Annotated in this window: 12 protein-coding genes and 3 tRNA genes; 1 reads left to right on the forward strand and 14 read right to left on the reverse strand. The window is 65.9% G+C overall.

Features of this window, described 5'->3' with window-relative positions:
• The 5 genes from dapA to RTK35_RS14785 form a co-directional block, all read right to left on the reverse strand.
• The gene (dapA, locus tag RTK35_RS14765; protein ID WP_316908334.1) at positions 1 to 855 is read right to left on the reverse strand and encodes a 4-hydroxy-tetrahydrodipicolinate synthase; all 855 of its coding nucleotides are present in this window, start codon (positions 853 to 855) and stop codon (positions 1 to 3) included.
• 324 nt (positions 856 to 1179) lie between these two features.
• Complete coding sequence (locus RTK35_RS14770) at positions 1180 to 2619, reverse strand: PLP-dependent aminotransferase family protein (protein WP_316908335.1); 1440 nt, start codon at positions 2617 to 2619, stop codon at positions 1180 to 1182.
• A gap of 254 nt (positions 2620 to 2873) precedes the next feature.
• Positions 2874 to 3683 (reverse strand): OmpA family protein, encoded by an 810-nt coding sequence (locus RTK35_RS14775; RefSeq protein WP_074970161.1) that lies wholly within the window; start codon positions 3681 to 3683, stop codon positions 2874 to 2876.
• On the reverse strand, positions 3680 to 4021 hold the full coding sequence (locus RTK35_RS14780; protein WP_316908526.1) for a DUF4398 domain-containing protein: 342 nt from the start codon (positions 4019 to 4021) through the stop codon (positions 3680 to 3682). The genes RTK35_RS14775 and RTK35_RS14780 overlap by 4 nt, the downstream gene beginning before the upstream one ends.
• Positions 4022 to 4048: 27 nt before the next feature.
• On the reverse strand, positions 4049 to 4870 hold the full coding sequence (locus tag RTK35_RS14785; RefSeq protein ID WP_074970157.1) for a substrate-binding periplasmic protein: 822 nt from the start codon (positions 4868 to 4870) through the stop codon (positions 4049 to 4051).
• Positions 4871 to 4986: 116 nt separating this feature from the next.
• On the opposite strand from RTK35_RS14785, the gene RTK35_RS14790 reads away from it, so the two are divergent.
• Positions 4987 to 5931 carry an alpha/beta hydrolase gene (locus RTK35_RS14790; protein ID WP_316908336.1) on the forward strand — a complete coding sequence of 315 codons (945 nt, stop codon included), beginning with the start codon at positions 4987 to 4989 and terminating at the stop codon, positions 5929 to 5931.
• A 90-nt stretch (positions 5932 to 6021) separates the two neighbouring features.
• Here RTK35_RS14790 and RTK35_RS14795 read toward each other — a convergent pair.
• From RTK35_RS14795 to RTK35_RS14835, 9 genes are all read right to left on the reverse strand, one after another.
• A tRNA-Arg gene (locus RTK35_RS14795) sits at positions 6022 to 6098 on the reverse strand.
• A gap of 71 nt (positions 6099 to 6169) precedes the next feature.
• Positions 6170 to 6246 (reverse strand) — tRNA-Arg (locus RTK35_RS14800).
• A gap of 108 nt (positions 6247 to 6354) precedes the next feature.
• Positions 6355 to 6445, reverse strand: a tRNA-Ser gene (locus RTK35_RS14805).
• Between the two features lie 60 nt (positions 6446 to 6505).
• Positions 6506 to 6691, reverse strand: coding sequence for a carbon storage regulator CsrA (gene csrA / locus RTK35_RS14810; RefSeq protein WP_007159101.1), 186 nt, complete (start codon positions 6689 to 6691; stop codon positions 6506 to 6508).
• Positions 6692 to 6872: 181 nt separating this feature from the next.
• Positions 6873 to 8111: an aspartate kinase gene (locus RTK35_RS14815; RefSeq protein WP_044412275.1), complete on the reverse strand. Its 1239-nt coding sequence runs from the start codon at positions 8109 to 8111 to the stop codon at positions 6873 to 6875.
• Positions 8112 to 8255: 144 nt separating this feature from the next.
• Positions 8256 to 10877 (reverse strand): alanine--tRNA ligase, encoded by a 2622-nt coding sequence (gene alaS, locus RTK35_RS14820; protein ID WP_316908337.1) that lies wholly within the window; start codon positions 10875 to 10877, stop codon positions 8256 to 8258.
• Between the two features lie 113 nt (positions 10878 to 10990).
• Positions 10991 to 12001, reverse strand: a complete 1011-nt coding sequence (gene ltaE / locus RTK35_RS14825) for a low-specificity L-threonine aldolase (RefSeq protein WP_316908338.1) — start codon at positions 11999 to 12001, stop codon at positions 10991 to 10993.
• A 115-nt stretch (positions 12002 to 12116) separates the two neighbouring features.
• On the reverse strand, positions 12117 to 13112 hold the full coding sequence (gene astE, locus RTK35_RS14830; protein WP_316908339.1) for a succinylglutamate desuccinylase: 996 nt from the start codon (positions 13110 to 13112) through the stop codon (positions 12117 to 12119).
• A gap of 10 nt (positions 13113 to 13122) precedes the next feature.
• Positions 13123 to 13413, reverse strand: coding sequence for a hypothetical protein (locus tag RTK35_RS14835; protein ID WP_044412286.1), 291 nt, complete (start codon positions 13411 to 13413; stop codon positions 13123 to 13125).
• Positions 13414 to 13462: the final 49 nt, after the last annotated feature.

The following is a 13462-nucleotide window of genomic DNA, read 5'->3' on the forward strand; positions in this document are numbered from 1 at the left end:
TCAGACGAGCAGGCTGCGCAGGCGCTCCACCAGGGCCGGCGAACTGGGCTGCATGGGCTCGCGCAGCTCATCGCGGATCAGCCCGCGCAGGGCCAGCAGGCTCTTCACCGGTGCGGGGTTGGGCTCGGCAAAGGCCAGTTCGATCAAGGGTTGCAGGCTGTGCGCGAGAGCCCGGGCACGGGCCAGGTCGCCCCGCTGCACGCAAGCGGCCATCTCGACGAAGCGCTCGGTGTGGTGGTGGGCGGAGGCGGCGATGGCGCCACTGCCGCCCAGGCAGAGGGTGGTGAACACCTGGTTGTCTTCGCCGGCCAGCACGGCCAGTTGCCCGTCGGTGATCAGGGCCTGGGTCTTGCCGGTGTCGCCGCCGCAATCCTTGAGGGCGACGATGCGGGGATGGCGGGCGAGCTGGCGCAGGGTGTCGAGGGCCAGGGTGGCACCGGTGCGGTAGGGGATGTCGTAGAGGATCACCGGCAGCCGGGAGGCGTCGGCGATGCGGCTGAACCAGCTGAGCAGGCCGGCCTGGGAGGGGCGGATGTAGTAAGGCGCCGGGACCAGCACGCCGCCGATGGGGCGCTGCTGGATGGCGTCGAGCATGCCCAGGACGTCGTTGAGGTTGTTGCCGGCCAGGCCCATCACCAGGCGTTCGCCGGGCACGACCTCAAGCAGGGCATCCAGCACGGCGAGGCGCTCGTCGCGGCTGAGGGCGGCGGCTTCGCCGGTGCTGCCGCAGGCGACCAGGCCGGCCGCTCCGGCATCCAGCAGATGCCGGGCGAGGCGTTGCAGGGCGGGCAGGTCGAGTTCGCCGTCGGCGAAGGGGGTCACCAGGGCGACCCAGATTCCAGAAAACGCGGGCATTGCTTCACTCCTTCAGGCTGACCGTCTGTCGTCGCCGTCGGAGGGGTACAGGGATGCGGGAGTGAGAGAGGGTTCGACCTTCGCGCCTGCTGTCCTGTCAGCCCATCTGACGGGACAGCGCGCCCCGGTCAAATGAGCGGCTGTTTCTTGACCTTGCTCGCGGCGACGCCAAGCGCAAGCGCCGGCAGGGCCGGTACGAAAGCGCGGGAGAAGGCGTGGGCGGGCATGGTCGGGCTCAGGTTGCAGATTGCGAGGAGCTGGATACTGCGGGGAACGGTGGAGGGCTGTCAACGCCGATGAGCGTCCGCCCTCCTCCACCTGGTCTCAGTAGCTGCCGCCGGCTTCCTGGCAGAGCTGCTTGGCGAGCATGCCGAGGGTCATGATGGCGCGCTCGGCTTCGCGGTTCCACGGGATGCCGCAGTTCAGGCGCACGCAGTGGTTGAACTGCTCGGTGTTACTGAAGATCAGCCCCGGGGCGATGCTGATGCCCTGCTGCAGCGCGCGGACGTGCAGGTCCTTGGTGTTGACCTTGGCCGGCAGGCTGATCCAGAGGATGAAGCCGCCGTTGGGCCGGGTCATCTGGGTGCCGTCGGGGAAGTACTGCTGCACCCCCAGCTGGAAGGCGGTGAGGTTCTTGCGGTACTCCTGGCGGATGTAGCGCAGGTGCCGGTCGTAGCCCCCGTTCTCCAGGTAGGCGGCGACGCCCATCTGGGTGACGCTGCAGGCGGAGTGGGTGGTGAAGGTCTGCAGGCGCTGGATTTCGTCCTGGTACTTGCCAGCGACTATCCAGCCGATCCGCACGCCGGGCGAGAGGGTCTTGGAGAAGCTGGAGCAGTAGATCACCCGGCCGTCACGGTCACTGGCCTTGAGGGATTTGGAGGGGCCTTGCTCGAACATGAGCTCGCCGTAGATGTCGTCCTCGACGATCTGGATGTCGAAGTCCGATGCCAGGCGCAGCAGTTGCTTCTGCCGCTCTTCAGGCACGGTGCCGCCCAGCGGGTTGCTGAGGCGCGAGGTGAGCACCAGGGCCTTGATGGGCCATTGGTTGGCGGCCAGTTGCAGGGCTTCGAGGCTGATGCCGGTGGTGGGGTCGCTGGGGATCTCGACGACCTTGAGCCCGAGCAGGTCCGCCAGTTGCAGCAGGCCGTAGTAGGTGGGCGATTCGGTGGCGATCAGGTCACCGGGGCGGGTCAGCACCCGCAGGCTCATCTGGATGGCGTCGACGCAGCCGTGGGTGATGACCACTTCGGACGGGTCGACCACCACGCCGGCATCGCGCATGCGGATCGCCACCTGGCGGCGCAGCGGTTCGAAACCGGGGCTGAACATGTAGCTGAAGGCGCGCGGGCTGTGGAAGCGGGTGACCTTGGCCAGTTGCTGGTGCAGGGCGCGCACGGGGAGGTAGTCCACGTGGGGCACGGCGGCGCCGAGGGGGAACACGCCCTCGCGGCGGGATTCGGTGAGCACCTGGTTGATGATGCTGGCGCGGGTGACCAGGCCGGGGCGTTCGACCCGGGCGATGTCGGGGGTCGAGGCGGTGAGCGCGGGGGTCTGGTGGACGTAGAAGCCGGACTGCGGCCGCGCGCGGATCAGGCCCTGGTCTTCGAGGTTGGCGTACGCCTGCAGCACGGTGGCGTGGCTGACGTTGAGCTGGGCGCTTAGCTTGCGCACCGAGGGCACCCGTTCGCCGGGCTGGTACACGCCACGCCGGATGTCTTCGGCCAGTTGCTGGGCGATGCGTTGGTAAAGCAGCAGATTGGTCATGGCGGCGGCACCTGTCTCACTGGACCGTAACAGTACCGAAGCGAGACGGGATTGCACCGGTACAGTCCGCAAAATTGTGGACCATACAGTGAAATTTGCCAGGGACTGTACCGCCACAGTGACCGGTGGTTGCGCCTCGTTGCGCAAGTGCCCCGTTGCAAACCCGAGCTGTATGGGTGCGAGGCGTGGCGAGCGGGCATGAAAAACCCCGGGGCCGCGAGGCCGCCGGGGTTCCTGAGGAGGCGCGGGGGCGATCAGCGGGCTTCGCCGAGGTTGCCTTTCTCGTCGGAGATGACGATCTCGACGCGGCGGTTCTGCGCGCGGCCGCTGTTGGAGGCGTTCTCCGCGATGGGGAAGGCTTCGCCATAGGCCTTCACCTCGATGCGCTTGGCGTCGACCCCGAGGTCGGTGAGCACGTCGGCTACGGCCTGGGCGCGGTCACGGGACAGGGCGAGGTTCTCCTCGCGGGTGCCGCTGCTGTCGGTGTAGCCCTCGATGCGCACGGTGCGGCGCGGGTTGATCTGCAGGAACTGCACGAGCTTGAGCACGGTGCGGTTGGCCCGCCCCTTCAGCTCGGAGCGGCCGGTGTCGAACAGCACGTCGCCCAGGGTCATCACCAGGCCGCGATCGGTCTCGGTGGCGGCGAGGGCGACCATCTGCTCCTCGAGCCAGTTGCCCTTCTGCTGCGCGCTGAGCAGCTTGGCTTCGCGCAGGGATTGCTGCAGGCGCTCCTGCTCGCCCTGCAAGCGCACGGCGCGCTCCTGGTCGCGGGCCAGTTCGCTGTGCTGGGTGGCGATCTGGCTGTAGCGCTGGCTGAGGAAGGCATAGTGCTCGACGTCGCCGTCGTTGCCCCAGTAGGTGGCAAGGCGCTCGGCGCGGGCCAGGGATTCCCCGGCGCGGATCACGTCCTTGGGTGCACTGGCCAGTACCTGGGGGTCTTCCTTCACCTGCTGGAAGCGGTTGCGGGCTTCATCCAGGCTCTGCTCGGCCTGGCGCGAGGAGGCGCAGCCGCCGAGCAACAGGAGCGCGGCGACGAGGCCGCCCATGGCGATACGCGGGGTCATTCCAGGTCCCCCAGTTGCTTGCGCAGGCGGTTGATGCGAGAGGTCAGGTCGTTGAGCTGGGCCTTGCTCTTCTGGGTCAGCACCAGGGATTCGGCGAGGCGGGCGTCCAGTTCGGCCTGCTCGGCGAAGAAGCGTGCGCGCTTGTAGTCCTGCTCGCCCATGTTCTTCTGGGCGCGGGCCAGCTTCTCTTCAGCCAGTTTCATCTCGGGGATCTGGTCGGCGCTTGCGCCGACGGCACGGGCCTGGGCCACGGCCTGCTCGGAGAGGCGCATCTGCTCGACGGGGGCGGGATCGTTGGCGCAGCCGGACAGGGCAAGAAGTGCCAGGCCGGCGGCCATTATGCGGTGTTCGATCACTGGGGTTTCCTACGGTTTCGGGGCCGTGGCGGGCTGTACCTGCTGGGTCCGCCACCGCTCGAGATTGCGTTGCAGCAGGGCCTGCGGCACCCCTGCGGCGACCAATTCTGTCATCTTTTTCGCCAGTTGTCCGCGCAGCCAGGGGTCGTTGCAGGCGGAGTTGTAAGAGAGCGTGAGGTACAGCCCTTCGCTGGCGATAGGCGGTTCCAGCACTTCCAGGTCATTAGTGATGCCGAGGGTTTCCGCCAGGGCGACGCCGGGGTAGTGCTCGTAGAGGACGAATTCGGTGCGCTCCAGCAGCAGCTTCTGGAAGGCCTGGGTGACACTGGGGACTTCTTCGAGGGTGAGGTTGTCGCGGGCGAAGTGGTCGAAGTCCTGGCCAAAACTGTTGTTCACCAGGGTGCCACCGGTGCGTCCCTTGAGGTCGTCACGCCCCTGGAAGGGGAACGCGCGGCCGTGCTTGACCCAGACCACGCTGGGCGTGTCCAGGAAGGCGGGATGGATGTAGTCCATCGTCTCCAGCCGCGGCAGGGTGAGGAAGGCCCCGGCGATGAGGTCGACCCGACCGGTGCGCACTTCGTCCTGCGCGCGGGACCAGGGGCCGGTATAGAGGACGTCGATCTTCACGCCGATCTCTTCGCCGATGCGGTGCAGCAGGTCGGCATTGGCGCCGACCAGCAGCTTGGGGTTCTGCGGGTCGCGCCACAGGTAGGGCGGGTACTCGGGGTTTCCCGTGGCTACCAGGCGCTCGCACTTCTTGGCCGCCAGGGCGAGGGTCGGCACCAGCAGGCTGGCGATCAGCAACGGAGCGAGGAAGAGACGTCTGTACATCATGGAGTCCCAGTTCTGGAGCTTGGTTGGGAAGACGCCGGCCGTGTCACTGCACGACCATAACGCCGTGCTAGCTTAGGCCATTTGAAATCGTTTTTTGTCATAAGGAAGCCTTGATGAAGAGACTGCTTGCAGGACTTGTGACGTTGCTGGCAGCAGTGGCAGCCACGCTTTATTTCTATCCGCCTGCGTTGATGGCCAGCGCGCGACTGGTGGAAACCCATCTGGCCGGCCTGAGCAGCCAGGTGGTGACAGCGGGCGAACTGGATTTCGCCTACTACGACGGCGGCCCGAAGCTGGGCGAGACCATCGTCATGGTCCATGGCTTCGGTGCGGACAAGGACAACTGGCTGCGCATGGCCCGGCACTTCAGCAGCCGCTACCACGTGGTGGTACCCGACCTGCCGGGCTTCGGCGAAAGCAGCCGGCCGACGGGCAGCTACGACGTCGGCACCCAGGCCGAGCGGCTGGCGGACTTCATCCAGGCGCTGGGGGTGGGCAAGGTCCATCTGGTGGGCAACTCCATGGGCGGCCACATCGTGGCGCTGTATGCGGCGCGCTACCCGGACCGCGTGCGTTCGCTGGCGCTCTTCGACAACGCGGGGGTCACTGCACCGCACAAGAGCGAACTGTTCGACCTGCTGGAACAGGACCGCCCCAATCCCCTGGTGGTTACCCGCGTCTCCGACTACGACAGGCTGATGGACTTCGTCTTCGTCGATCCGCCCGTCCTGCCGGCCCCGCTCAAGCGCTACCTGGCCGACAGGGCCATCGCCAACCAGGTCCACTACGAAGTGGTCTTTCAGCAACTGGTTCAGCGCTACATCCCCCTGGAGCCGGAACTGCCAAAGATCAAGGCCCCTACCCTGCTGCTCTGGGGCGACAAGGACCGCGTGCTGGATGTATCGAGCCTCGATGTCATGAAGCCGCTGATCCCGCACGCCAGTACGGTGGTCATGAAGGATTGCGGACACGCCCCGATGATCGAGCGACCCGCCGAGACGGCACGCCACTACCAGGCCTTCCTCGACGGTCTCGCCACCGGCACGGCCACACCGTGACCGCTTGCCCGTACAGAGCGACGGAATTACCGGAGAAATAAAAAAGGCGGGAAAAGAAAAAGGCCTGCATTTCTGCAGGCCTTTCTTGTATGGCGCACTCGAGAGGATTCGAACCTCTGACCGCCCGGTTCGTAGCCGGGTACTCTATCCAGCTGAGCTACGAGTGCGTTGTGGTGTTTTTAGACCAGATCACCGCTGGTTTCTTCAATCACCCGACGCTATATCAGCTGATTGAAAATGGCGCACTCGAGAGGATTCGAACCTCTGACCGCCCGGTTCGTAGCCGGGTACTCTATCCAGCTGAGCTACGAGTGCGTTGTGGGCGCGCATTATAGAGACTTCAAAACCACCGTCAACTGATTTTTTCGATACTTTTCAATAACTTATCGAACTAACCGCTGACATCTCTACAACACTGAATAATGGCGGAGAAGGGGGGATTCGAACCCCCGACACCCTTTTGAGGTGTACTCCCTTAGCAGGGGAGCGCCTTCGGCCACTCGGCCACCTCTCCGCAACACGGGGCGCATGATAACCATGTTTTCCCCGTTTGCAAAGAAAAAAAGTAGAAAAATTAGTGGTTTGGTTCCTGGTCTTTCTCTTTCTGGATGCGCTGGTAGATTTCCTCACGGTGCACGGCTACCTCTTTCGGGGCGTTGACGCCAATGCGCACCTGATTACCTTTCACGCCTAATACGGTGACAGTGACTTCATCACCGACCATCAGGGTCTCTCCGACCCGGCGAGTCAGAATCAGCATTCCTTTCTCCTCACGGATGTGTTTCAGGGACAGTCTGCAAAAAAGAAATGGCGTCGGCCCCCCATGAATTTCAAGGGGCGTCCACCCAAGTATTGACCAGCGGTGGCAAAAGGAAAGTTCCACCACCGCAGACCAAAAACGACGAAAGGCGCGGGGTGAGCCGCGCCTTTCGTTATAAGGCTCACTCGCTCTGTCGAGCGGGTGCATCCAGTTCGAAGGCGGTGTGCAGGGCACGGACGGCCAGTTCGAGGTACTTCTCCTCGATGACGACGGAGACCTTGATCTCGGAAGTCGAGATCATCTGGATGTTGATGCTTTCCTTGGCCAGGGCTTCGAACATGCGGCTGGCGACGCCCGCGTGGGAGCGCATGCCGACACCGACGATGGACACCTTGGCGATGTTGGTGTTGCCGCCGACTTCACGGGCACCGATCTCGGCAGCGGTCTTCTCCAGCACGGCCAGGGCGTTCTGGTAGTCATTGTTGTGCACGGTGAAGGTGAAGTCGGTGGTGTTATCGTGCGCGACGTTCTGCACGATCATGTCCACTTCGATGTTGGCCGCACTCACCGGGCCGAGGATCTTGAAGGCCACGCCGGGGATGTCCGGCACGCCACGGATGGTCAGCTTGGCCTCGTCGCGGTTGAAGGCGATGCCGGAAATGATCGGCTGTTCCATGGATTCCTCTTCATCAAGGGTAATGAGGGTGCCCGGACCCTCCTGGAAGCTGTGCAGCACGCGCAGCGGAACGTTGTACTTGCCGGCGAACTCCACCGAGCGGATCTGCAGCACCTTCGAACCGAGACTGGCCATTTCCAGCATTTCCTCGAAGGTGATCTTGTCCAGGCGACGGGCCTGGGGAACAACGCGCGGATCGGTGGTGTAGACGCCGTCTACATCGGTGTAGATCTGGCACTCGTCCGCCTTCAGGGCAGCCGCCAGGGCCACGCCGGTGGTGTCGGAACCACCACGACCGAGGGTGGTGATGTTGCCGTGCTCGTCCACGCCCTGGAAACCGGCGACCACCACGACGCGACCGGACTTGAGGTCGGCGCGGATCTTCTGGTCGTCGATCTGCAGGATGCGCGCCTTGTTGTGGGCGCTGTCGGTGAGGATGCGGACCTGGTTGCCGGTGTAGGAGACGGCCGGCACACCGCGCTTGATCAGCGCCATCGCCAGCAGGGCGATGGTCACCTGCTCGCCGGTGGACACCATCACGTCCAGCTCACGCGGAACCGGCTTGTTGTCGCTGATCTGCTTGGCCAGATCGATGAGGCGATTGGTTTCGCCGCTCATGGCGGAAACCACCACGACGATGTCGTCACCGCGCTCGCGGAATTTCTTGACCTTCTCGGCCACCTGCTCGATGCGCTCGATGGTGCCGACCGAGGTCCCCCCAAACTTCTGTACGATCAAAGCCATTTCAAAGCCGCCTAATCCCGTGAAGGGCGCCCATTAAACAATCAACGCAGGACACTGCCAAGGGCCCGCCGGGCGTGGCGCGGAGCTCCTGGCGAAGGGTTCCGGCGGGCGCCCGGTGCGTGTGGCAACCGGGCACCAACGGCATCAGAGCCCCTGCTCGACGAACGGAACGGCAAGTGCCAGGGCCTGGTCCAGGGCTGCGGCGTCGGTACCACCGCCACGCGCCATGTCCGGACGGCCACCGCCCTTGCCACCGACCGCTGCCGCGGCCTGCTTCATCAGATCGCCGGCTTTGAGTTGGCCGGTCAGGTCCTGGGTGACGCCGGCGACCAGTGTCACCTTGCCCTCCAGCGCCCCGCCGAGCAGGATCACTGCGCGGCCGAGCTTGTTCTTCAACTGGTCGACCAGCGCCAGCAGCGCGTCGCCGTCCACGTCCAGGCGCGCGGCCAGGACCTTGACACCCTTGACCTCCACCGCCGATGCCGCCAGATCGTCGCCGGCCGCGCTGGCCGCCTTGGCCTTGAGCTGGTCGACTTCCTTCTCCAGCTGGCGGTTGCGCTCCAGCAGGGCTGCGAGCTTGTCCAGGACGTTGTCACGGCTGCCCTTGACCAGCACGGCTGCTTCCTTCAGCTGCTCCTCGGCACCGTTCAGGTAGGCCAGGGCCGCAGCACCGGTGACTGCCTCGATACGGCGCACGCCGGAGGCTACGCCGCCTTCGCTGGTGATCTTGAACAGGCCGATGTCGCCCGTGCGGGAGACGTGGGTACCGCCGCAGAGCTCGACGGAGAAATCACCGCCCATGCTCAGCACGCGTACCTGGTCGCCGTACTTCTCGCCGAACAGCGCCATGGCGCCCTTGGCCTTGGCGGTCTCGATGTCGGTCTCTTCGGTCTCGACTGCGGTGTTGCGGCGAATCTCGGTGTTGACGATGTCTTCCAGCGCTTTCAGCTGCTCGGGCTTGATGGCCTCGAAGTGGCTGAAGTCGAAGCGCAGGCGCTGGCTGTCCACCAGGGAGCCTTTCTGCTGCACGTGCTCACCGAGCACGCGACGCAGGGCTGCGTGCAGCAGGTGGGTCGCGGAGTGGTTCAGCGCCGTGGCACTGCGAACGCTGGAGTCGGCCTCAGCCTTGACGCTGGCGCCGACCGAGAGGCCGCCCTTGGCCACGATGCCGTGGTGCAGGAAGGCGCCGCCGGCCTTGGTGGTGTCACGGACGTCGAAGCGCACACCGGCGCCTTCCAGGTAACCGCAGTCACCCACCTGGCCACCGGACTCGGCGTAGAACGGGGTCTGGTCCAGCACCACCACGCCCTCCTCGCCTTCGGCGAGGCTGTCGACGGCAGCGCCAGCCTTGAACAGCGCGACGACCTTGCCGCTGCCGCTGGTGCCGGCGTAGCCGAGGAAGCGGGTGTCAACGTCGACCTTGACCAGGCTGTTGTAGTCCATGCCGAAGGCGCTGGAGGCGCGGGCGCGTTCACGCTGGGCCTCCATCTCGCGCTCGAAGCCTTCCTCGTCGACGGTCAGCTCGCGTTCGCGGGCGATGTCGGCGGTCAGGTCCACCGGGAACCCGTAGGTGTCGTAGAGCTTGAAGACGATGTCGCCCGGGATGACCTGGCCCTGCAGGGACGCGAGGTCCTGCTCGAGGATCTTCAGGCCATGCTCCAGGGTCTTGGCGAACTGTTCTTCCTCGGTCTTCAGCACGCGCTCGATGTGCGCCTGCTGCTGCTTGAGCTCGGGGAAGGCCTCGCCCATCTCGGCCACCAGGGCAGCGACGATCTTGTGGAAGAAGGTGCCCTTGGCGCCCAGCTTGTTGCCGTGGCGGCAGGCGCGGCGAATGATGCGGCGCAGCACGTAGCCACGGCCTTCGTTGGACGGCAGTACACCATCCGCCACCAGGAAGGAGCAGGAGCGGATGTGGTCGGCCACGACCTTCAGGGACGGGGCGTCGTCGTTGGCGCAGCCGATGGCCTCGGCGGCGGCCTTGAGCAGGCTCTGGAACAGGTCGATCTCGTAGTTCGAGTGCACGTGCTGCAGCACGGCGCTGATGCGCTCCAGGCCCATGCCGGTGTCCACGCTGGGCGCCGGCAGTGGGTGCATCACGCCATCGGCGGTGCGGTTGAACTGCATGAAGACGTTGTTCCAGATCTCGATGTAGCGATCACCGTCCTCTTCCGGGGAGCCGGGCGGGCCGCCCCAGATGTCCGGGCCGTGGTCGTAGAAGATCTCGGTGCACGGGCCGCACGGGCCGGTATCGCCCATCGCCCAGAAGTTGTCGGACGCATAGGGCGCGCCCTTGTTGTCACCGATGCGGACCATGCGCTCGGCAGGGATGCCGACTTCCTGGGTCCAGATGTCGTAGGCCTCGTCGTCGCTGGCGTAGACGGTGACCCAGAGCTTTTCCTTGGGCAGCTTCAGCCACTTGTCGCCGGTGAGGAATTCCCAGGCGTAGTGGATGGCATCGCGCTTGAAGTAGTCGCCGAAGCTGAAGTTGCCCAGCATTTCGAAGAAGGTGTGGTGGCGCGCGGTGTAGCCGACGTTGTCCAGGTCGTTGTGCTTGCCGCCGGCGCGGACGCACTTCTGGCTGGTGGTGGCACGGGTGTAGGCGCGCTTTTCCAGGCCCAGGAAGCAGTCCTTGAACTGGTTCATGCCCGCGTTGGTGAACAGCAGGGTCGGGTCGTTGCCCGGGATCAGGGAGCTGGAGGCGACGCGGGTGTGCCCCTTCTCTTCGAAGAAGCTCAGGAAGGCTTCACGGATTTCTGCGCTTTTCATAGGTTCGTCCACGGAATCTGCGGTCAAGAATCGCCGGCAAAGGGCCGCATTATATCGGCCCTTTGCCGCGCGGATAGTGCCTTGTGCGATAGAAAGGGGCTATCGGGGGGATTTCAGCTCGCATGATCCAGAAACGCGGCAAAACCCTCGATCACCCGCTCGATTCCGGCGGCGTCGACATCCAGGTGGGTGACCATGCGCAGGCGTGCCGCCGCGCTCACTATCACGCCGCGCTCGGCCATGAAGGCCTTGAGGGCAGCGGCCCGCTCGCCGATGTCGACGTAGACCATGTTGGTCTGCACCGGCTCCACGCTGAAGCCCAGCGCCGCAAGACCTTCACCCAGCCGTGCGGCATTGGCGTGGTCGTCGGCCAGGCGTGGCACCTGGTGCTCCAGGGCGTAGTGCCCGGCGGCGGCCAGCAGGCCAGCCTGGCGCATGCCGCCACCGACCATCTTGCGCAGCCGGCGGGCACGCTGGATGAACTCGGCCCCGCCGCACAGCACCGACCCGACCGGCGCGCCCAGCCCTTTGGACAGGCACACTGAGACGGAGTCGAAATGGCGGGTGATCTCGGCGGCGTCCACCCCCAGCTTCACGGCGGCGTTGTACAGCCGCGCGCCGTCCAGGTGCAGCGCCAGGCCACGGCGGCGGGTCAGCTCGCGGGCCGCTGCCAGGTACGCCAGGGGCAGGACCTTGCCCTGCATGGTGTTCTCCAGCGCCAGCAGGCGGGTGCGGGCGAAGTGGAAGTCGTCCTGCTTGATGGCCGCCTCCACCTTCGCCAGGTCCAGGCTGCCGTCGGCCTCGCCCTCGATGGGCTGTGGCTGGATCGAGCCCAGCACCGCCGCGCCGCCGCCTTCGTACTTATAGGTGTGCGCCTGCTGGCCGACGATGTACTCGTCGCCCCGTTGGCAGTGCGCCATCAGGCCCAGGAGGTTGCTCATGGTGCCGGTGGGGACGAACAGCGCCGCCTCGAACCCCAGGCGCTCGGCCAGCCAGGCTTCCAGGCGGTTGACGGTGGGGTCTTCGCCATAGACGTCATCCCCCAGCGGGGCACGGTTCATCGCCTCGCGCATTCCCGGAGTGGGTTGGGTGACGGTGTCGCTGCGCAGGTCTATGACGGACATCTCGGGCTCCTCAGCTGGGTAAGGGGGTGACCCTAAAGGAGCGCGGCGAGTGGGGCAAGGGGCGCCAGGCGCCCCGCGGAACGGGCCTCAGCCCGCAAGGGCTCGGCCCACTGGATCAGTCGACGTTGGCGGGCACGATGAGGATGCCGGCGCGCAGGCCGTTCTTCACCTTGGGGTTGGGGAAGATGATGCGCGCGCCCTGCTCTTCCACCACCCAGCGGGTCCCGGCGATGTCCTCGGCCAGCAGGTAGCCGGTGGGCAGCTCGCTGAAGTTCTCCACGTCGTCGGGCAGGTGCAGGCGGAAGGCATCGCTGTGCTTGATCACCTCGCGGGACACGGCGAACAGCTTGAGGTCGCCCAGCGCGTCTGCCTCCGGCTCGGCGCCCTCGATCAACTGACGCAGGCGGGTCTCCAGGCGGCCGAGGTTCACGCCCTCGTTCTGCCCGAACGGCCGGGCCTTGCCGAGCTCCAGGGTGAAGGCCTCGGCCTCCAGTCGCGCGTAGGTGTAGGAGCTGAAGGTGATGCCGGTCTTGTTCTGCAGCAGCACGGCCTCGACCCCGGCAGCGGCCAGGCGCGCCAGCTCGCGGGGGGAATGGGCACGCCCCTCGCGGTAGGGATAGAGGGCGAACTGTTCGATGCGCGAACCGCGGATGGCGGTGTGCATGTCGTAGTGCAGGCGGGTGCGGCCCTCGCGGGCGAAGAACGCAGCGGCCAGGTGTTCCAGCTCGTTGGCGCGCATGGCCTCGGTGCCGCTGGTCTGCTCGTGGCGGCCGTTGAACAGGCGGTTGATGTCCTGCTCCACGTAGCGCTCGCCCCGGCGCATGGCCTCGGGGTTGCCGAGCAGGAAGAGGATGCGTGCGCGGGGTTTCAGTTCGCCCCGGGCCACACCCTGGATCAGCCGGTCGAGCAGTTCGATCGGCGCCGTCTCGTTGCCGTGGATGCCGGCGGAGAGCAGCAGGTCCAGGCCGTCATCGGCGCCGGCGGGCGGGGTCACCTCCAGGGCGCCCTCCGCCAGCCAGTGCAGGCGCGTGCCCTCGGCGGTCAGTTGAATCTTCTCGGTCGGCTCACGGCCGGCCAGGGTCAGTTCAAGCAGCTTGCCAAGGGCCAGCATCCGCGCGTCCTCAGTGGTCGTGGTTGCAGTCCGGCCCGTGTACGTGGCCGTCTTCGTCGTCGGCGTCGGCCGGTTCCATCTCTAGCTGCAGGCTCACCAGGTTGGTGGCCAGCGGGCGCAGCAGCAGGTTGGCGTACTCGGTATCGCCCTCCTCCACGTCCACGCCGATCAGCAGTTGGCCGTTGCCGGCGGTCTGGATCCAGACCTCCTTGCCCTGCCAGACCACGGCAAAACGGGTGCAGGACGTTTCCAGCTGGGTGCCGTCGGTGTCTTCGAGGATGAGTTGCAGGGCGTCGGACATGTGTAGAACTCCAGGATCGTAAGGCAGAGAGCGGCGGGCGGGGCGGAGG

Origin of the sequence: Pseudomonas sp. zfem003 (assembly GCF_032621675.1) — a bacterium.
GTDB classification, from domain to species: domain Bacteria; phylum Pseudomonadota; class Gammaproteobacteria; order Pseudomonadales; family Pseudomonadaceae; genus Metapseudomonas; species Metapseudomonas otitidis.